This window comes from Acinetobacter sp. CY81, from assembly GCF_059515925.1.
The window spans coordinates 159,748-179,760 of the sequence record NZ_JCAKNC010000003.1; the positions used below are offsets into that span (position 1 = coordinate 159,748).

The window sequence follows — 20,013 nt, forward strand, 5'->3', positions numbered from 1 at the left end:
AGCCATCGTAATGACTAGGTTTCATTTAATTGAAATTATTTGGCAAATTACTCTTCAGTAGGAGGAGTGACCTTTTTAGGTGGACGACCACGAGGACGACGAGGGCGTACTGGTTTATCTTCATCAGATAATTCAGCATCATCTTTTAGTTCTTCCGAGTTTGATGGCTCAACTTTCGGATTCGTTGTTGATGCTTTTTCCTCTTTTTTCGTTTCAGTTTCAGCTACAACAGGTGTTGTCGTTTCAGTAACTGTATTTTCAACAGGAACAGTAGCTTCAGCTTCAACTTTTTCATCGATGCTTACATCAACAGCCGCTTCAGTTTCAATTGTAGGAGCTACTTCAGTAGATGCTACAACTGGTTCTTCTACAGCTGGAACAACAGCAGGAGCTTCTACCGCATGAGCTTCCTCAACACGTGCTTGTTTTGCTTGTTCAGCAGCAAGTTTTGCTAAACGACGACGTTCACGTGGATCGTTTGCAACACGGTTGTCTGAAGCAGGCTTTGGCGGTGTTAAGTTCAACACTGGTGCAGGTTCAGCTTCAACTTGAACTTTGGTCACAACAACATCGCGTGTAACAGGCTTTTTCTCTTCTGTAGTATCAGTAGACTCTACTGTTAGTGTCGCTGTGTAAGCTTCAGTGAACTTTTGCAGTGCGCGATTGAAGGTTGGGATTAAACCAAATTGTTCAATCAGTACTGAGCAATCATCACCATAGACATGACGAATTAAGCTACTCACTGTGTATTGACCTAAAGTGGGTACCTGTGAAGGATTTACTTTAGGTGCAACGACTTTCGCTTTGTTGTCACGTTGTTTATTGCGACGATTTTGGCGAGGATCATTGCTTGCACGACGAACAGGTTGTTGCGTTTGTTCGACTTGTTTCGACTCTGGTTGCGTCGTTTCAGCTTCAGCAATTTTAGGTTCTTCAACTTTTGCTACTTCTGCAACAGGAGCAGGAGTAACTGGAGTTGCAACAACTTCAACAGGAGCTGTTTGAACTGCTGGGTTTAAAGCGATGATTTCACTTTTTGCCTGATCTAAGTTCACAACAAGTGCTGTAGTGAGGTTGTTGTTATGAGGAGCATCAACCATATCTACTTTGAGTTGTTGAGTATTATCAACAATTACTGGAGCTGGTTGCTCATTCAACACGCTTTGGTCGCGGTGGCGATTTGGGCGAGGTGGACGTTGTGCATTGCGGTCACGACGTGGAACAGCCTGTTCATTTTGCGCATCAAATTGTTGTTCATTTTGATGTGGACGCTTTGGATTACGTGGCTTCTGCTCACGTGATTCATTGCGTTGCTCATGACGGTTGTCTTGGCGTGGATTTTCTTGACGCATGCTGTCTTGACGAACGTTGTCATGACGGTTGTCTTGACGTTGGTTATCCTGACGAGGTGCTTCATGACGCTCTTGACGTTGCTCGTGGCGATGTTCTTGACGTGTTGTTTGTACAACTTCCTCAATGACATGCTGATCTTGAGCGTGTTCACGATTGTCACGTTGTTTATTGTTACGTGGCTTTTTATTGTTGCTACGCTGTGGGCGATCTTCTTTTTCAGCACGATCTGTACCATCACGAACATCATTTTTAGCCACAGGGCTGTGTGAGATATACGCATTAGTTTCAGGTGCTTCACGCGTTTCAACTGCAACAGGAGCAGTATGCGACACTTGACCAAATTGACCACGGCTTACCGCACCGCCATTGACCATTTGTTCAATTGCGGCTGCTGCATTATTAGCAGTACGTGATTGATCAATAGTCGCTGCTTGTTTTTGAACAAACAGATTTTCTAACCAAGCGCACGGGCTAGTAGAAGGTGTTGCTACGGCTGTTTGAGCAGGTTTTTGCGTTGTGTTTTGTGGAGCTGGTGCACCAGGTTTACGTTTCGCATTTTTATCTTGCTGTGTAGGAGCTGGAGCATGTTGAACATGCTGTTCTTCTTCTAAATGCCACTCAGAAGATTCATAACCCAATTCTTTTTCGCTATTGCGCGTAGCTTCTGTACGCTCATAGCTTGTCGGTGCAAAACCTTCAGGGTTGAATGAAATTTCGTAATGTGGTGTTTCTAAATGTGGGTGAGGCAATACTGTCACACGTACATTTGATGTTTGTTCTAAATAAACAAGGCTGTGACGCTTTTCATTTAATAAGAATGCTGCAATTTCTACAGGCACTTCGACTTGAACTTCACCTTGACGTTCGCGTAGTGCAATTTCTTCCACTTTACGCATAATCGAAAGTGATAAAGAGCGAAGGTCACGAACCATACCTGTGCCATGACAGCGAGGGCATACATATCCTGTTGCTTCTTCTAAAGATGGACGTAAGCGTTGACGGCTCATTTCCATTAAACCAAAGCGAGACAACTGACCGAATTGGATGCGGGCACGATCACTTTGAGTTGCTTCACGAAGTTTAGCTTCAACCATACGTTGGTTGCGCTCTTTGGTCATGTCGATGAAGTCGATCACAACCAAGCCACCGATATCACGTAAACGGAGTTGGCGAGCAATTTCTTCTGCAGCTTCTAAGTTGGTGTTAAGTGCTGTTTCTTCAACATCATGACCACGAGTCGATTTTGCAGAGTTAATATCGATAGAAACCAAAGCTTCAGTTTGGTCAATCACAATTGAACCGCCAGCAGGAAGTTTAACTTCACGCTCATAAGCAGTTTGGATTTGGCTTTCGATACCAAAATGAGCAAATAAAGGCTCATTTAACGTATATGTTTTTAACTTGTCTAATTGGTTCGGCATCACTGCTTTTACGAAATTATAAGCTTCGTTATAGGCTTGCTCAGAATCAATTAAAATTTCAGCAACGTCATCACGTAAATAGTCACGAATGGCACGTGTAACAACACCAGCTTCTTGATGAACTAACATAGGTGATGGGCCAGAGCTTGCTTGACCTTGGATACGTGCCCAAAGATCTAATAAGTGCTGTAAATCAAGTTGTAATTCTTCTTGAGAACGGCCGATACCCGCAGTACGAACGATAACGCTCATGCCACGTGGCACGTTTAAAGAGGCCAACATTTCTTTCAATTCTTCACGAACTGAACCTGAAATTTGACGGCTGATACCACCACCTTTCGGGTTGTTTGGCATCAATACGAGGTAACGACCTGCAAGCGAAATAAAAGTAGAAAGCGCAGCGCCTTTATTGCCACGTTCTTCTTTCTCAACTTGCACAAGAAGCTCAGTACCTTCGGTAATGAGTTCACGAATATTTGAAGTTTGGCGAGGATCTGCTTTGTAGTAAGAATTGGCAATTTCGCGCATCGACAAGAAACCTTGACGACCTGCACCATATTCTACAAAAACGGCTTCAAGAGAAGGTTCAACGCGAGTTACGTGACCTTTATAGATATTTGCTTTCTTTTGTTCACGCGTACGATTTTCTAAATCAAAATCGTACAGACGGTGACCAGTGATGAGTGCAACGCGAACTTCTTCGGCATGTGTTGCATTGATCAACATACGTTTCATGGGTGTAACACCTAACTAGATGATACACAAACAAACAATCGCTATTTTGTCGCGAACATCAAACATCATGGATCAAAACTCAGATCGCCAAATTAAGATTGTGGTCTGAGCCTTTGTACCGACCTTTTTGGTGAGGCTTCGGTTTTTGATTCACGTATTGATGATGGCAATACGGCTTTAATCTTGTCACTGATCAAAGTCACCTGCGTATTCACTGGCGGACATGCGGTGCATTGGATGTTTGTTACTTTCACTGTCACATTGCTCGAAGATCAGCTCGTCCAATTAGAGAGAGTCTTGATACGGAATTATCGTCGTATCTTTACAAACTGTGCAGATCCAATGCATCTAACGCTGTAGCCTGAATATAAGTCAGGTTGCGACTATTCTGATGTGTATCAGTTTACGTTTAAAATCCAACATGATGTTGGAGACATATTTTTTTAAACAAACTGATTTATGTGCAAAAGCACAATTAAACGCAACAGTTTGTCTTTTTGCCGATATAATAAGCCATCGGCGTCGGCGTATTCTTTTGGGACCATTCCGAGGTGTGATAGAGCGATCAAATTTAGTTTTTTAATTTCAAAGTTTTTGAAATTTCTAAATTAATGCTCTCTTACGGCGGTATCCGTGCGCTGACTATAGCAAACCTTACATCATCTGCCTATGGGCTAGACTGACATTTCTAGTGAAAAGTACAGTCTAAGTGATCAGTTTTTAATCGAATTTAGTATTTTTTTAGGTCAACGTAACTGTATGAATTCTACACAAGAATGGCAAAACGTCACTTGGTTTGAAGTGGATGAGCACCAATTGGGTCAGCGCATCGACAATTTTTTATTTTCACGTCTAAAGGGTGTGCCAAAAAGTCGTATCTATCGTTTGATTCGTGAAGGCCAAGTACGTGTGAATAAAAAGCGAATTAAGGCTGAGACGAAACTGGCTATTGGTGATCAAATTCGCGTTGCACCAATTCGTTATGAACAGAAAGATGAGTCTGTTGTACCTGTATCTGACAAAGTGGCTCAAAGTTTATTAAGCCGTGTGATTTATGAAGATGAAGGCTTGATGGTCGTCAATAAACCTGCTGGTATTGCGGTTCATGGCGGAAGTGGAGTGGCTTACGGTCTAATTGAAGGCTTACGTGCTGCTTCTGGTAAAAAGTATTTGGAACTTATTCATCGAATTGACCGTGATACATCTGGTTTGGTGATGATTTCTAAGAAACGTAGCACCTTGAAACTCCTTCAAGATATGCTTCGTGAACACAAAATCAAAAAGACCTATGCTGCTGTTGTAAAAGGTCAAGTGAGCCTTGATAAGCAACTGATTGATGCACCTCTACATCGCTATGAATTAGCCAATGGTGAGCGTCGAGTACGTGTGTCTAAAGAAGGTAAAGAATCTAAGACTCAGTGGAATGTGCAAGAGCGTTTTATGCATGCGACATTGGTGTATGCATCACCACTTTCAGGTCGTACGCATCAGATTCGTGTGCATGGTTTAAGTATTGGTCACCCTTTAATTGGGGATGAAAAATATGGTCATGAAACTGAATATAAAGGACCGAAAGCACGCCGTTTATGTCTACACGCCATGCGTTTAGATATTCCAGGGTATGCGCCAATTGAAGCGCCGTTACCTGAGGATATGCAAAGTATTGTGGCGCAATTAAGAGCGCAGAAGAAAGACAAAGAACCTGCTGCATTTAATACTAAAGATGAAGATTAATTCATTTTGACTTGGTGCTTAAACTTTATTGTTTAAAGAACAAAAATGTTTGAAGCACGAACTGAATCGAATAGTGGAATATTTTTATGCAAAAACCTGTTGAACTGATTGTTTTTGATTGGGATGGCACTTTATTTGATTCAGTGAGTCAAATTGTAAAAAGTTTAAAGTTTGCTGCTGAACAGTTTAATCAAGCCTTAACCGATGATGATGCAAAAAGTATTATTGGTTTAGGTTTACCAGAAGTGGCACAAGTACTTTTTCCTGAGGTACCTGAATTACACCAAGCGATTTTGCAAAGTTATTCTGAGCACTATGTGGAGCACTCGATCCATGATGTTTGGTTTGATGGTGTTGCAGAGATGTTGCAGGATTTAGCCGCGCAAGGGATTCAACTTGCTGTGGCAACAGGGAAGAGTCGTAAAGGCTTGGATCGAGTTCTAGCGCAGACTCAAAGTCACGATATCTTTGTGGCTACACGTGCTGCCAGTGAAACCAAGTCTAAGCCAGATCCATTAATGCTGTCGGAAATTTTGAGTGTTGTTGGCGTTCATCCTGAACAAGCAATTATGGTGGGTGATACGTCTTATGACTTGGAAATGGCGCAAAATATTCGTATGCCAAGCGTTGGTGTAACGTATGGTGTTCATGAGTCGCATGTGTTGGAAAAGTTTAACCCAATTGCTTTGGCATCCGATGTAAAGGCATTACATCAGCTGTTAAATCATCAGATAAAATTGAAAGAAAGTGCTTAATATCTTTAACAGATTAAATCAAAAAGCCCATTCAATATGAATGGGCTTTTGTTTTTATTTGGATTTAATGATTAATCTAAATTAGCTCTGATTAAAGTCTAAGTAAAAAACTTTAGAGAGCAGATCCATAAATTTTTGTACGGCTGTAGAGTTTGAATTTTTGCGGTAGCTGACAAATAAATCAAGCGAGGGTAATTCAACATCAAGCGGGCGAATCACCGTATTATTCATGGTGAGTGGTGCAATATAGCCGGGTAGAATGGTACAGCCCAAGCCAATCCCGATAGAGTTGATGTTGAATAAAATATTATCGGCTTTTTGCACGATATTGAATTCGATGCCGTGGTCTTTGGCAAAATTTAAAATGGCATCATGTAGCATTTTAGATTGTTCATCAGATGGAATAATGAAATCAATTCCATCTAAGGATTGAACTGGAATACGTTCGTATTTTGCTAAAGGATGTTCCTTCGGCAATATAAAAATCAAAGGTTCGCGTAACACGAATTTACTTTCAATTTCATCGGATTGAAAGTTATCACGAGTAAAACTGATGTCTAGCTCACCTTTCTTGATACCGCGAATCTGATCGAAGTTATTTAGGCTGAGTAAATCAATTTTTAGATCAGGGTTTTGAACACGAAGATTGGGTAGAACATAGGGAAAAATTTTCATTTCCGCGACTGGAACAAAACCAATTCGAAGTAATTGCTGTTTAGCTTGAGAAACTTGACGCGCCATAGCAACCGCTTTATCAGCTTGTGCTAAGGTTAAGCGTGCTTGTTCAAGGAAAACGGCGCCTTCTTCAGTCAGTTCCACTTTACGTTTGGTACGATTTAAAAGTCTTACGCCTACATCATCCTCTAAATCTTTAATTTGCTGACTTAATGAGGGTTGAGCAGTATAGAGTCGCAGTGCTGCCTTACTAAAATTGAGTTCTTCAGCAACAGTAATAAAATATCTAAGATGGCGCAATTCCATAAAATTCGTCCGATTATCAAGCCGAGTATTAAGCTGAAATATCTATTACTTCGATTGACTTGAGTATAAACGAATAACAACTATCTCGTAAGCTTATTGTAGTATTTAGAAAATAAATGAAGACTCAAAATACATAGTTAAATTGATATATTTCAATGGCGATTTAAGAGTAATTTCCTCTAAATGTACTCATCCATCGGTATATATAGTATTTTAAAAATGGCTTGAGTGTATTTAATTTATATACATATATTTTTTATAAAACATTAAAAATATTGAGAAAAACAACAAATTAATACAATAAAACAGCATAATGATTGGCTAAAATACGCATTAAATTGATGTATATCTATAAGTTGCTTTTTATTCCTGATTTGAGCTTTAAAATGAGTTTTGAAATCAGAAGTAGATCAAATCGGGTTAAGAGTAGCGGATGTAATTTTTCTGTATGAATAACGGTTTAAAATCATAGATACGCGTTAAACGATTCAAGAGATCGTGTATTTTCCATTGAGTTTAGTTAAAAATAGGGCGTTTAATTACTAATGTCGAAACAGAGCGAATTAAATCCATCAGTGGATTCTCGTTTGTTAACTTCGAATGAAAAGACAAAAAATTTGAAGCAGACACCACCATTACACTATCAAATAAAAACGATGGACTGTGTATCTCATACATGGTCTAAGCCCAATTTAAAATTTATTGCGACTGATCATCACAATGGTCAGCGATTTACCAATTTGGTTAAAGCTCAAGAAAAATTAGGTCGCTGGGATTTATTAAAATGGATCATGTCGCGTAAGTCTCAAACTTGGACGGGTGATTTTGAGGCAGAGACGAAAGAATTTTTTGCGACACAAAAAGCATTGCCTGAAGAGCGCCCACTTGCTCCGATGAGTGACTGGCAAATTTGGTACATTGGGCATGCGACGGTTCTGATTCAAATCGGCCCATATAACTTTTTGACAGATCCAGTGTGGGCTGAACATGTCAGTCCAAAACAGGGTTATGGTCCAAAGCGCGTGATTCCCGCAGGAATCGCCTTGGAGCAACTTCCGCAAATTCATGCTGTTTTATTGAGTCATAATCATTATGATCATATGGATTTAGCAAGCTTGACGTGGTTGTATAAGAAGTTTGCTATGCCGATTTATACAGGTTTAGGTAATAGCTATTACTTGCCTAAAGCATTTCATGTGATTGAAATGGATTGGTGGCAGTCAGCTTTGTTACATCAGTTAAGAATCGTTTATACGCCTGCACAACATGGCTCAGGGCGTGGTGCACGGGATCAGAATCTTGCACTATGGGGTGGTTTTTCGATTGTTTCAGAGCATGGGCATTGTTTCTTTGCGGGTGATACAGGTTATGGGCCTCATTTTAAAGAGATTCAAAAGCGTTTAGGTAGTCCGCGTATTGCCTTACTCCCGATCGGAGCGTATGAACCAAGATCGTTGCTTCGACATATGCACATGAACCCTCAAGATGCATTTCATGCGCATGTAGATTTACAAGCCCGCAGATCTTTAGCTATTCATTATCGTACTTTTCAGTTGACTGATGAGGCGCGTGAACAACCTGAGTTAGATTTGCATCATGCGATGAAAAACTCTTCAAAGTTGATGAATCCAATCTATTGTATTCGTGAAGGGCGTAGGCTGATTGTTTGATTTATTACAGCAGCTTAAATTGAGTTGAACTAAAATATAAAAACCACCTCTAAAGGTGGTTTTTATATATCAAGATTTTATTTAGAATCAAAGAAAACCTGAATTGTTACGACCTGGATCAGTAGCACGTGCTGCTTGAGCATCTGCAACTGTCATTCCTAAAGCTTTTGCTACACCTTCACCGTATGCAGGATCACATGCATAACAGTTGCGAATATGACGGTATTTGATGAAGTCTAACGCATCACCCATACCACCAGCGGTATTGTTAAATAACGCTTGTTTTTGCTGATCATTCATTAAGTTGAATAATGCACGTGGTTGGCTGAAATAGTTGTCATCATCATGGCGGAAGTCCCAATGATCGGCATCACCTGAAATCTTGAGCGGTGGCTCTTTGTATTCAGGTTGCTCCTGCCATTGACCAAAACTGTTTGGTTCGTAGTGTGGTAAATCACCATAGTTGGCATCTACACGACCTTGACCATCACGATGATTCGAGTGAACAGGGCAACGTGCTGCATTCACTGGAATTTGTTGATAGTTCACACCTAAGCGATAGCGTTGAGCATCTGCATAGTTGAATAGACGTGCTTGAAGCATACGGTCAGGAGAAACACTAATACCAGGCACGATATTGCTTGGTGCAAATGCTGATTGTTCAACGTCAAGGTAGAAGTTTTCAGAGTTTTTATTTAATTCAAACTCACCCACTTCGATGAGTGGATAGTCACCATGTGGCCAAACTTTAGTAAGGTCAAATGGGTGATATGGTACTTTTTCAGCATCAAGTTCAGGCATGATTTGAACGTACATTTTCCATTTCGGGAAATCACCACGTTCAATCGCATCAAATAAGTCTTTTTGATGACTTTCACGATCTTTACCGATAATTGCTTCAGCTTCAGCATCGGTTAAGTTTTTAATGCCTTGCTGCGTTTTAAAGTGGAATTTCACCCAAAAACGTTCGTTATTTGAATTGATGAAGCTATAAGTATGGCTACCAAAACCGTGCATGTGACGATAGCTGGCAGGAATACCACGATCAGACATGACAATCGTCACCTGATGGAATGCTTCAGGGAGTAGTGTCCAGAAATCCCAGTTGTAGGTTGCGCTACGAAGGTTTGTTTTTGGATCACGTTTTACAGCTTTGTTTAAATCAGGGAATTTACGTGGATCACGTAAGAAGAACACAGGTGTGTTATTACCCACCATGTCCCAGTTGCCTTCTTCAGTATAGAATTTTAATGCAAAACCGCGAATATCGCGTTCAGCATCTGCAGCACCACGCTCACCAGCTACAGTGGTAAAGCGAGCAAACATTTCAGTTTTTTTGCCGATGTCAGAGAAAATTTTAGCACGGGTATATTGGGTAATATCTTGAGTTACGGTAAAGGTACCGAAAGCACCTGAACCTTTTGCATGCATACGGCGCTCAGGAATAACTTCACGAACGAAGTTTGCTAGCTTTTCATTGAGCCATAAATCTTGAGCAAGGAGTGGACCGCGTGAACCTGCCGTTAAACTGTCTTGGTTGTCAGCAACAGGTGCGCCAAAAGCAGTTGTAAGGTGGGAAACAGGGCATTTTTTTGAGTGATCACTCATTGTTTATCTCCATTATTTTTGATCATGATTATTAGTAAGAATATATTCTCAGATAGAAGAAATATCATTTCTGTTTGATCATGACATTAACCGTTTTGTTAATTCATTCTAAAGTGACATTGTTACAATTGTCTGATTGAGCAGATTCAATCAAAATAAAGATTTACACTTTGACTTTAATGGTTATTCAATCATTTTACAAATAGCTTAAAGCTTTTGTTGTAAGAGAGAATACAAATGACTCAAGTTTATGATTTATAAATTATTTAGAGAGCTTGTTTGGTTAAAATTAAAATAATTTTGGGCTGTAATGTGATCGATGAACTTTATGGGGATTTAAAGAGAATCGTTAGTTCTTCTTTGGTTAAAGTGCATCATTGATCTCTTATTTAGTTTGAATCATCATCACAATTTTGCGCTCTAAAGTTGTTTAAAGATATTTCAATCTGTATTCAAAATGTCGGATCATTCTAAAAACTATTACTCAATGTTAAGAAACTCACAATAAATACTTCACGATAAGAACTTAACGAGATAAAACGATAAGAAGGAATTTTCTTAAAAATCTTTTTATAATTTTTGATATATGAGCACATCATGCTTTGAATACTGATTATTCACTAAAGGCGCATACAGTAAACTTATTTTTTTCTTATACTGGCTATTATGAGAGCAACAATAAATTTAGAGAACTGAACATGAATGCATGGATGACACATCAAATCAGCAATCAAGTAGATGAATTACAAGACTACAATCTTTATGAGACGGATCAAGTTCTTCAAGAGGTGATGAAACGGTATAACAGTCGAAATGAAGCACATCTCTCTGAATTTGGACATGCTGTTGGAACAACCGAATACTATTTACATGCTGATTTAGCCAATAAACATACACCAATTTTACATACCTTTGATGCACGGGGTCGCCGTAAAGATTTTATTGAGTTTCATCCTTCATGGCATAAATGGATGGCACTCAATCGAAAATATGCAGTACATGCCCATCCATTTCTCAACTTTACTCAGCAAACTGGCTGGGTCGATTGGGCAGCTAAGTTTTATTTAAGCGGTCAGGTCGAGTGTGGAAACCTGTGCCCAAACTCAATGACTTTAGGCAGTATTCCGCTTATTCAAAAAGAACCTGAACTTTGGCAAAAATTGGGCGCTAAATTATTGTCGACTGAATATGATGAAAGGGATCTGCCAATCGCGCAAAAGAAATCGATTTGGATCGGGATGGGCATGACTGAAAAACAGGGGGGGTCAGATGTGCGTGCCAATGAAACCTTCGCTGTTCCAATCAATGAATCGGGTCGTGGACGAGCTTATTTGTTGACAGGTCATAAATGGTTTTTCTCAGCACCGATGTGTGATGCACATTTGGTGGTGGCTAAAACAGAACAAGATGGTTTGGCATGTTTCTTTGTCCCGCGTTGGTTAGAAGATGGCACTAAAAACACTATTCATATCCAGCGTTTAAAAGACAAAGTAGGTAATAAGAGTAATTCAAGCTCAGAAGTGGAATTTAAAGATGCTTGGGGCATTATGATTGGCGAGGCGGGTAGAGGAATTCCGACCATTATCGAAATGGCAAATTATACTCGTTTAACCTGTGTGGTCGGCTCAAGTGCAATGCAACGTCAGGCTTTGGTGCAGTGTCTATCCTACACACGACAACGTAAAGCTTTTGGCCATGTATTGGCGGAGCAACCGCTGATGCAAGCGGTCTTAACAGATTTGGCTTTGGAAACGGAAGCCTCTGTTCAGTTAAGTTTTCACCTTGCACATTGTTATGAAAATAATGATGAATTATGTCTTGCATGGAAAAGAATTATGACGCCAGCTGCAAAGTTTTGGGTGTGTAAGCGCACTGTGGAATTGACAGGTGAAATGATGGAAGTTTTCGGTGGCAATGGCTATGTCGATAACGGCATTATGGCACGTATATTTAAAGAAGCACCTGTGAATACGATTTGGGAAGGTTCAGGCAATGTCATGTGTTTGGATGTACTTCGTGCCATTCAGCGCGATCGTGAATCTATAGAAGTTTTGTTTAAATCATTTGCCGAAGTTGCCTCTCAAGAACCGATTTTACAGGAAGAATTGCAATCACTTTTTAAAATGTTGAGTTCGCTCAGCGGTGATGCGTTGCAGTTTAATGCTCGCAGTCTCGTTTCGCGTTTGGTCGTTTTGGCACAGGCAGTTTTGTTGAAGCAATACGCACCTGACTTTGTATCAAATGCATTTATTCAAACTCGCTATCAATCGTTTCATGGTCAAGTCGTAGGGATGCTTCATGGTGAGAATATCGAAGTGAGCCGTATTTTAGATCGAGTATTGGCAAGTTAAATGTAAAAGCACATTTTTAAGATGATTTTTAGAATGAATCTTGAGTTTTCTTAAAGAAAGAGAGATTTGAGTTGAGATTGAATACTAAAAATTGCGATGAAAAAAGCCCTAATCTCAATTGAGATAGATTCAATGATTTTGAGATTAGGGTAGGTATATATTCACAAAAATCGTTTATTTCACAGGCTGTTTTGCGCCTAAACCTAGAGTTACTAATTCAGGGTGAAATAATGATTCATTGGTTGCCTCAGCAAGTTCGATGATATAACCCGGTGCGAGCTCCAAACGCCCTTGAGCGCCCATGATATTTGCAGTGCGTTTTTGTAAAATGGGAATGTTATTTTTTTCTGCTTTACGGTAAACCGCTTCAATATCATCTACCACAAACATGATTTTGGTGTCTTGAATAAAATCAGGCAAAGTTGCCAATTGTTCAGGCTCAATCACTACCAATGAAACATGCCCTAAAATTGATTTTAAGCCGACGACCATTAAATTATGGTATTCCTCTAAACGGAATACATATTCAACTTCACCGTTAAAATAGTCGATGTAGTTGCGAATGTATTGCTGTTCTTGACCTGGGCCTAAAAATACACGCTCATAAGGTCCTGAAATAAAGTGATCTGCAAAAACAGTATTTTCTATGTTACTCATGCATTTTTCCTTCTTTTTAGGTATGAGTGGAGAGAGGGCCCAGCCAATAGCGGGCTGAACCTTAATTCCTAAGGTGTTTTGTTTGTTAAGAGTTAATAGTTAAGAGACGGTTGGTTTTTCAGCCAGTGGCATACCATTGAGTAGGTAACCGCCATCTGCTGCAACAACTTGACCTGTCACAAATGAGGCTTCATCAGAACTTAACCAGAGGGCAAGTTGTGCGACTTCTAAGGGTTCTGCACCACGATGCATCGGTGTGGCCTCACGAGAATGTTCTTCAAAATTCGAGATAATGGTTGCAGTTTTATCGGTCATTGGCGTAATGGTATAACCTGGCACCACGACATTGACACGTATCCCTAAACGGGCATATTCCATTGCAACGACTTTACTTAAACCAATCAAACCTGATTTAGACGCAGCATAGGCAGCAAGATTTGAAGCACCTGTCAAACCACCAATTGATGAGGTATTGACGATTGAGCCTTGATTGCCTTTTTTCAGCATTAACCGCACTTCTGCACGCATCAATAAAAAGTTACTGGTTAAATTCACTGAAATAATATGATCCCAGTCTTTCTTTTCTGCATTGACAATCGGGGCGTGTACACCTGAAATACCTGCATTGTTAAAGGCAATGTCTAAGCGACCATATTTATCTTCAATATAGGCAAGTAATGCGTCTACTTCCTGTTCATCACTGACATCCGCTTTAAAAAAATCAACTTTAAGTTGCTCTGCTTGAGCTTCTTGCTCAAGTGCTGCGCCTGCTTTTTCATTTCGGGCAACACCAATTACTGTTGCACCACGTTTGGCATATTCTAAAGCGGCTGCTTTACCAATACCTGAGCTTGCACCAGTGACCAAAACGATTTTATTTTCAAATTGTTGAGTATTCATTTTTATTGTCCTATTAAACTATTAGAGAATGGAAGTTTTAAACCTTTTCTTGGCCATTCAACTTCATATAAGCGACCTGTGGCTGAAGCAGTGATATAAGCAGTTGTTAAGTCTGAGCCACCAAAGCAGATGTTGGTGACAGTCGGGTCTTTCAGTGGAACTTCGAAGAAATCAATCACTTCACCTTGTGGTGAAATCGTGGTGATGCCACCTTTAGGCATGGTTGCGACACTGACATTACCCTCAGCGTCAACAGCAAGTGAATCTAAGAAAGTGAAGCCTCCTAGCCCAATGAGGAGTTGTGCACCTTGATCAAGATGCAATTCACCTGTACCTTTAATTTCCCACCACCAAATACGTCCAGTAATGGTTTCTGAGATGTAAACACGTTTGCCATCAGGCGAAAGCCCGACACCATTCGGTGTAAAGAGTGGGCTGACTAAGCGTTTTACTAGACTACCGTCAAGTCGACCGTAGCTCAGTGCACCTAAATCCATATCATGCTCACGTCGTTGACCATGATCTGTGAAATAAAAGCCACCTTGACCATCCATGATCAGATCATTGGGCGCGAGGATTGGACCATCTTCGTAGTGGGTATATAAATCTTTTACTTGTCCATCAGCTGAAATAGTCTGAATTCGTCCACCAATAAAACTGTCAGGTTGCGGACCCGGAGCAATCAGACCTTTGTGCTCTTCCCATGACATGCCACCATTGTTGGCGATGTAAATGGTGTTGTTTGGACCGAGTGCTGCACCGTTGGGTGCGCCTTGAACGGTAGCGATGACTTTTTGTTCGCCATTAGGATAAAGTCTTTTAAGTTGTTGGCTTTTCAGTTCTACAACAAGGACAGAGCCATCTTCTAAAGCAACTGGACCTTCTGGGAAGTTTAAATGCTCAGCAAATACTTTGAATTCCATGTTGATCTCCTATGTAGATATTCTCATGTGTTCGCTGAGTACATTTTTGTATGGTGTACTCAGCGAAGTGAGTTTTTTTTATTGTGATTTTTCATCAAAGACTAAAACGCTTTTGCCACGAGTGTGACCATTCAGAATGTCGTCATAAGCTTTAGCAGCTTCGCTAAATGGGTATTCTCGGCTGATGACCCAACTGAAACGACCATCTGCAACACGATCGACCACGTATTTTAAATTCGATGGTTTTTTCTTTACCCAAACGGCTTGGATTTTTGCAGAAGTAAGTTTTTTACCTGCAGTTGATCCCATAAAGCCATTGGCTTTAACAGTTGCTAATGATGCTTGAGTAGCATCATCATTACCGACGAGGTCAATAGATGCATCGAACGGAGCAGGGTGAACTTCTTTTAAGCGCTCAATTAATCCTTCACCGTAAACAATAGGCGTTGCGCCAAGCTGTTTTAAATAATCCTGATTTTTTGCAGAAGCAGTTGCGAAAACATCAATCCCTTTTTCTTTCGCCAATTGAATCGTAATTGAACCTACACCACCTGAAGCGCCGTGAATCAGTAGTGATTTAACAGGACCCATTTCATCTAAAATAGTCATGGCTGTTTGTGCAACTCCAGCTAAAGTTCCTGCAGTCGCCCAATCGAGATTTTTCGGTTTTGCAACAAGAAAACTCACAGGAACATCGATCACTGAGGCATGGGTAAAACCGCCACCTGAACCTAATACTTCATCACCCACTTTCCATTGAGTTTGTTGCCCATCTATATCGATGATGACACCTGCATATTCAGTACCGAAAGCTTGAGGCATTTCTGCATGCTTGAATTCACCAGTCATACGGCGTGCATCAATCGGGTTAATTCCTGCGGCTTTCACTTGAATACGAGCCATGCCTGCCCCCAGCGGAGGGAGCTCTGTTTCAACCGTTTCTAAGACATCAGCCTGTCCATAACTACGTGCGATTAGAATTTTACTTTTCATGATGTTCTACCTTTTATATTTAAAATCTTGTGGGAATATTTGAATTGTATTCTGTACAAATTTATTGAGAAGAGCTAAAAGTAAGCATTATTATTCCAAAAACGATACATATCTGGATGTTGAAAGATGGATTTGAATAGCTTAAAAGTGTTTAGAGATGTCGTCAGTGCGGGTGGATATTCTGCGGCGCATCGTCAAACAGGGCAGTCTAGGGCGACATTAAGCCGTCATATTACGGATTTAGAAGAAACGCTTTCTTCACGGTTGATTGAGCGCAGTACACGAAGTTTTAGACTGACTGAGCAAGGTCAAATTTTGTATGACCGTTGTATAGAAATCTTTGCACAAGTTGATGATGCATTAGTGATGGTTGAACATTTGCAACATGAACCGAATGGTTTGGTTCGTATTGCTATTCCACCTTCGCTATTACATTTTCATTTATTGGGTGAAGAGATTTTACGTTATATGGAAATGTACCCTAAGGTGAACATTCATATAGAGGCATCTAACCGTGCCGTAGATGTACATAATGAAAATGTCGACTTTGTTATACGTGCTAGAACCAATCTTGATTATCCTTTGGATTATGTACCTGTGTTATTGGCAAAAATGAATTTGTTGCTTGTGGCACATCCAAAATGGAAAGATCAACTTCATGGCAGTTTAGATGAGATATTAGGTCAAGTACCTGTGATCGCATGGAAAGGCAATGGTGAATATGCCTATTGGCAGTTGATTCATAAGATTACAGGGCAATCGATGCAGTATAAGACTCAGCCTAAGTTGATTGTGGATGATATGGATATGATGCGAGAAGCGATTCTGAAAGGATTAGGCATTGCTGTGATTCCAGAAGTGTATGTGTATGAAGATTTAGCATTGGGGCGTTTAATACAGTTGGACGTAGAAGCTGAACCTGCACAAAGTTTGATTCACGCGGTACATTTGGGACAAAGAGGTATGCGTCCTGCGGTAAGGCATCTATTGGATTGGTTAAAACAAGCAACAGAGAATTTGCGTTGAAACAAACCTGATTTTATTAAGTTATTGATGATTGCAAGTAGATTTAAAGGTGGTTTGGGGAATATATATGCAGACCAGTGCAATTAGCTTATATATAACTCATGATAGGTTGTCTTAATGGCACTGGAAAACCTTGAAAAATGTGATTCCACCCTTAAATAGCAACACGTCTTTTAGACGGTTTTTTTCTGAAAGATGATGCTTGTAAATTGTACAAATCGGCGTAAGATCATCATGCTATCTGTAAGGATGGTAATTCAAAAAAGGTGATTGAAAATGGCAAAGAAAAAAGTATTGCCAGAAGTTGTAGTTCACAACTTTGTGGCGAAACACATGCATGAAGTGAATAAAAGCCAAGTGTTTGTAGATCGAAAGAAAGATGCAAAACGAGGTTATAGCAAACACAGAAAAGGGAGATATTCAAATGACTATCTCCCTTTTTTAATGCCTGTATTTTTGAGCTATTTATTTTGAATTCTCATGAACTAAAAATTCTGATGTTTAATCTAGATTAAACACTCAACATACGATTTGATTTGACCATATCTGCTAAACCATGATGTTTAAAATAGTATTCCATCCAGCTTTTTACAATCAGTGGATTATTCATCTGAACCACTTCTTCTAATAGTTTTTCTGCATCGGTCATTGGCACATGACAAATGGCTTTTCTTACACGCAAAATATTACTCGAACTCATTGAGAGTGTATTGAATCCCATCGCCATCAATAAGATCGCTGAAAGTGGATCGCCTGCCATTTCGCCACAAATACTGATTGGCTTTTCATACTTATGGCATTCTTGAACCAAACGCTGTAATACTCGTAATACAGACGGATGGAAGTGAGAATAGACGCTAGATACACGTGGATTATTACGATCAACAGCCAATAAATATTGAATTAAATCGTTTGAGCCGACCGAGAAAAAATCAACCAATTCAGCGAATTCGCCAATTTGTAAAAGTACACTCGGGACTTCAACCATGATGCCAATTTTAGGCTTATTGATTTTAACCTGTTCTTCTTCTTGAACGGCAATCCAGTCACGTTCAAGTAAATATAAAGCTTCTTCTACTTCACTAACACTGGTCACCATAGGTAACAAAATATGCAGGTTATTCAGCCCAATACTGGCTTTGAGCATGGCACGGATTTGTGAAGAAAAAATTTCAGGATGATCCAGAGTAAATCGAATACCGCGCCATCCCAATGCTGAGTTCTCTTCCTCGATTTGGAAATACGGTAAGTCTTTATCTGCACCAATATCGAGAGTTCGCATCACGACAGGTTTATTCGCAAAGTGACTGAGTTGCTGACGATAAATCGCGCGTTGCTCTTCTTCACCAGGGAAGCGGTCACGCAGCATGAAAGGGATTTCAGAACGATATAACCCCACACCTTTTGCACCACGTTGTACACCACGGACTACGTCAATCATTAGACCAGTATTAACGTAGAGCTTAACCGCGACACCATCGGGTGTAATGGCATCTTTGGTTTCGTATTGCTTTAAATCTTTAGCAATTTGTTCTTCTTCTTTTTGGATCTCTTTATAACGTTGGCGTAAACGGCGTGGTGGATTGACGAATACACGTCCTTGATAAGCATCGACAATCATTTCAGCATCATCAAGTGAGTTCACAGGAAGTTCAGTCACACCGACAACTGTTGGAATACCTAATGCACGAGCAACAATCACCATATGTGAGTTAGCAGCACCTTCCGTGGTGACAATCGCTGCGATCTTATCGACAGGAAGTTCAACCAAAGCGGCGGTGCTGATCTCTTCACCGACCAAGATACTATCGGCACTCAATTCACGATGACTGGAGTCTGCTTCTTGAAGTGATGCAAGGATACGGCGCCCCAAATCCTTTAAATCAGCAACACGTTCACGTAAGTAGTCATCTTCCATTTGTGCAAAAAGGGCGATATGACGATCAATCACATGTTTGACCGCGCCTTGTGCCCAATTGCCATCACGGATGATATCTTTGATTTCAGCAGGCAGAGCATTTTCATCGAGCATACGAAGGAACACACTAAATAGTGCGCGTTCTTCTGACATGAGTGAATCTTGCATCTTTTCATCAAGAGAGCGAATTTCTTCACGTACCGAGTCCACAGCTTGATCGAGAAGTTCGAGTTCTTCACTGATATCTTCTGCTTCACGATCTGGAACAGCAGCTAAATCGGCAGGTGGATAAAGAATTAATGCACGACCTAGTGCAATACCACCTGCACCTGATGAGCCTTGAAAAGTTTTATAGGTTGGAGAATTAGAAGGCTTGCGGAAGACATCAATATTGCCTACGGCATGCGCATGCGCAATGACTCCTGAAAGCTGAGCACACAGTGTTACAAGGAAAGACTCAGCTGCTTCACTAAAATCTTGTGGTTCAGTATTTTGGACCACGAGTACACCCATGACTTTTCGGCGATACATCACTGGAACGCCAAGGAATGAGTTATAGATTTCTTCACCAGTTTCAGGGAAATAGGCAAATCGCTCATGCTTGAAGGCATTTTCGATATTGACAATTTCTTCACGTTGACCGACTAAACCCACTAAACCTTCGCCCAGTTGCAAAGATACATTACCAACTGAATCTGGGTTTAAGCCTTTGGTTGCCATGAGCACAAAGCGCTGATTTCTTTCATCTAGTAAATAAATAGAGCACACATCAACATGCATCGCTTTAGAAATTTGATTGACCATAATTTCTAAAGATTCATGCAAACTCACGGACGCATTAATCTCTTGGACGATGCGTCTCAATGAGTCTAGTTGCATGTTCGACATGAAATGTGCTCCTTTAATCGATTAAAGTGTTTAATTATTCAAAATATAACAGTTCAATGCGCTCAATTATGATTGAGTCGCTCATCAAGCACAGCGTTTT

The 20,013-nt window shown here is 40.3% G+C and carries 14 protein-coding genes; 6 read left to right on the forward strand and 8 right to left on the reverse strand.

Annotated elements, in window-relative coordinates:
* Nucleotides 1-47: 47 nt before the first annotated feature.
* Complete coding sequence (locus tag AC5YDM_RS05235; RefSeq protein WP_496151058.1) at nt 48-3,509, reverse strand: Rne/Rng family ribonuclease; 3,462 nt, start codon at nt 3,507-3,509, stop codon at nt 48-50.
* A 759-nt stretch (nt 3,510-4,268) separates the two neighbouring features.
* Here AC5YDM_RS05235 and AC5YDM_RS05240 point away from each other — a divergent pair.
* Both AC5YDM_RS05240 and AC5YDM_RS05245 read left to right on the forward strand, forming a co-directional pair.
* Nucleotides 4,269-5,243 carry an RluA family pseudouridine synthase gene (locus AC5YDM_RS05240; RefSeq protein WP_496151059.1) on the forward strand — a complete coding sequence of 325 codons (975 nt, stop codon included), beginning with the start codon at nt 4,269-4,271 and terminating at the stop codon, nt 5,241-5,243.
* An 86-nt stretch (nt 5,244-5,329) separates the two neighbouring features.
* Nucleotides 5,330-5,998, forward strand: a complete 669-nt coding sequence (locus tag AC5YDM_RS05245; RefSeq protein ID WP_496151060.1) for an HAD family hydrolase — start codon at nt 5,330-5,332, stop codon at nt 5,996-5,998.
* A gap of 81 nt (nt 5,999-6,079) precedes the next feature.
* Here AC5YDM_RS05245 and hcaR read toward each other — a convergent pair whose 3' ends face one another.
* A complete protein-coding gene (gene hcaR / locus AC5YDM_RS05250; RefSeq protein ID WP_496151061.1) occupies nt 6,080-6,979 on the reverse strand; it encodes a DNA-binding transcriptional regulator HcaR in 900 nt (299 codons plus the stop codon).
* A gap of 545 nt (nt 6,980-7,524) precedes the next feature.
* On the opposite strand from hcaR, the gene AC5YDM_RS05255 reads away from it, so the two are divergent.
* On the forward strand, nt 7,525-8,649 hold the full coding sequence (locus AC5YDM_RS05255; protein WP_496151062.1) for an MBL fold metallo-hydrolase: 1,125 nt from the start codon (nt 7,525-7,527) through the stop codon (nt 8,647-8,649).
* A gap of 87 nt (nt 8,650-8,736) precedes the next feature.
* Here the strand turns inward: AC5YDM_RS05255 and AC5YDM_RS05260 are convergent, their stop codons facing one another.
* Nucleotides 8,737-10,257 (reverse strand): catalase, encoded by a 1,521-nt coding sequence (locus tag AC5YDM_RS05260; RefSeq protein ID WP_496151063.1) that lies wholly within the window; start codon nt 10,255-10,257, stop codon nt 8,737-8,739.
* Nucleotides 10,258-10,955: 698 nt separating this feature from the next.
* Between AC5YDM_RS05260 and AC5YDM_RS05265 the strand changes: the two genes are divergently transcribed.
* A complete protein-coding gene (locus tag AC5YDM_RS05265; RefSeq protein WP_496151064.1) occupies nt 10,956-12,608 on the forward strand; it encodes an acyl-CoA dehydrogenase family protein in 1,653 nt (550 codons plus the stop codon).
* Nucleotides 12,609-12,782: 174 nt separating this feature from the next.
* Here AC5YDM_RS05265 and AC5YDM_RS05270 read toward each other — a convergent pair whose 3' ends face one another.
* The 4 genes from AC5YDM_RS05270 to AC5YDM_RS05285 all read right to left on the reverse strand — a co-directional run bounded on the left by AC5YDM_RS05270 (nt 12,783) and on the right by AC5YDM_RS05285 (nt 16,081).
* Nucleotides 12,783-13,265: a hypothetical protein gene (locus AC5YDM_RS05270; RefSeq protein ID WP_496151065.1), complete on the reverse strand. Its 483-nt coding sequence runs from the start codon at nt 13,263-13,265 to the stop codon at nt 12,783-12,785.
* A gap of 99 nt (nt 13,266-13,364) precedes the next feature.
* On the reverse strand, nt 13,365-14,165 hold the full coding sequence (locus AC5YDM_RS05275) for an SDR family NAD(P)-dependent oxidoreductase (protein WP_496151066.1): 801 nt from the start codon (nt 14,163-14,165) through the stop codon (nt 13,365-13,367).
* A gap of 2 nt (nt 14,166-14,167) precedes the next feature.
* Nucleotides 14,168-15,088 (reverse strand): SMP-30/gluconolactonase/LRE family protein, encoded by a 921-nt coding sequence (locus AC5YDM_RS05280; protein WP_496151067.1) that lies wholly within the window; start codon nt 15,086-15,088, stop codon nt 14,168-14,170.
* A gap of 78 nt (nt 15,089-15,166) precedes the next feature.
* Nucleotides 15,167-16,081, reverse strand: a complete 915-nt coding sequence (locus AC5YDM_RS05285; protein WP_496151068.1) for an NADP-dependent oxidoreductase — start codon at nt 16,079-16,081, stop codon at nt 15,167-15,169.
* A 126-nt stretch (nt 16,082-16,207) separates the two neighbouring features.
* Between AC5YDM_RS05285 and AC5YDM_RS05290 the strand changes: the two genes are divergently transcribed.
* Nucleotides 16,208-17,107, forward strand: a complete 900-nt coding sequence (locus AC5YDM_RS05290; protein WP_496151069.1) for a LysR substrate-binding domain-containing protein — start codon at nt 16,208-16,210, stop codon at nt 17,105-17,107.
* Between the two features lie 276 nt (nt 17,108-17,383).
* The gene (locus tag AC5YDM_RS05295) at nt 17,384-17,581 is read left to right on the forward strand and encodes a DUF7230 family protein (RefSeq protein ID WP_496151070.1); all 198 of its coding nucleotides are present in this window, start codon (nt 17,384-17,386) and stop codon (nt 17,579-17,581) included.
* 37 nt (nt 17,582-17,618) lie between these two features.
* Here the strand turns inward: AC5YDM_RS05295 and ptsP are convergent, their stop codons facing one another.
* Complete coding sequence (gene ptsP, locus AC5YDM_RS05300; protein WP_496151071.1) at nt 17,619-19,913, reverse strand: phosphoenolpyruvate--protein phosphotransferase; 2,295 nt, start codon at nt 19,911-19,913, stop codon at nt 17,619-17,621.
* Nucleotides 19,914-20,013 lie beyond the last annotated feature (100 nt).